At 66.4% G+C, this 432-nt stretch carries 1 pseudogene; it reads right to left on the reverse strand.

From position 1 onward, the window contains the following. Window positions 1-168: 168 nt before the first annotated feature. Window positions 169-432, reverse strand: a pseudogene (locus VG556_RS22560) (glycosyltransferase family 2 protein); the annotation flags it as partial.

Below are 432 nucleotides of genomic sequence, written 5' to 3' on the forward strand. Positions count from 1 at the left end.
GTCCTGGCAACAGGAACCGGGTGACCGCGCTGATCGATTCCAGTCCAAGGGCGGTGCGGTTGAGAAACCGCAAACGCCAAACGTGAATTGGGCACACTTCGCCGGTGAGCTGAGGACGTCACCGCATTTCCGCTGTTTCCTGCCACGGCGCGCCAGAACGGCCGATCGTCAGGCCAGCACGATCGGCCGGCCTGCCGCCGAGGCGGATCCCGCCACTCCCATCTCCGCCAGGTAGGCAGAAAACCCTCCTGCCGCGCGGCTTGCCAGGCGCGCACTGGTCATGACCACGGGCGCACCGGCCCATCGCACATCAGCGCCGAGGCGCTGCAGCGTCTTCACCAGCTGGACTTCTTCTGCGCAGTGCAGCGCCGCGAAGCCGCCTGCCGCCAGATAGGCCTGGGAGGAAACCCCAAGGTTCGCACCATGGATACG

The organism is Stenotrophomonas sp. CASM106, assembly GCF_049384825.1.
In the GTDB taxonomy this organism is placed as follows: domain Bacteria; phylum Pseudomonadota; class Gammaproteobacteria; order Xanthomonadales; family Xanthomonadaceae; genus Stenotrophomonas; species Stenotrophomonas muris.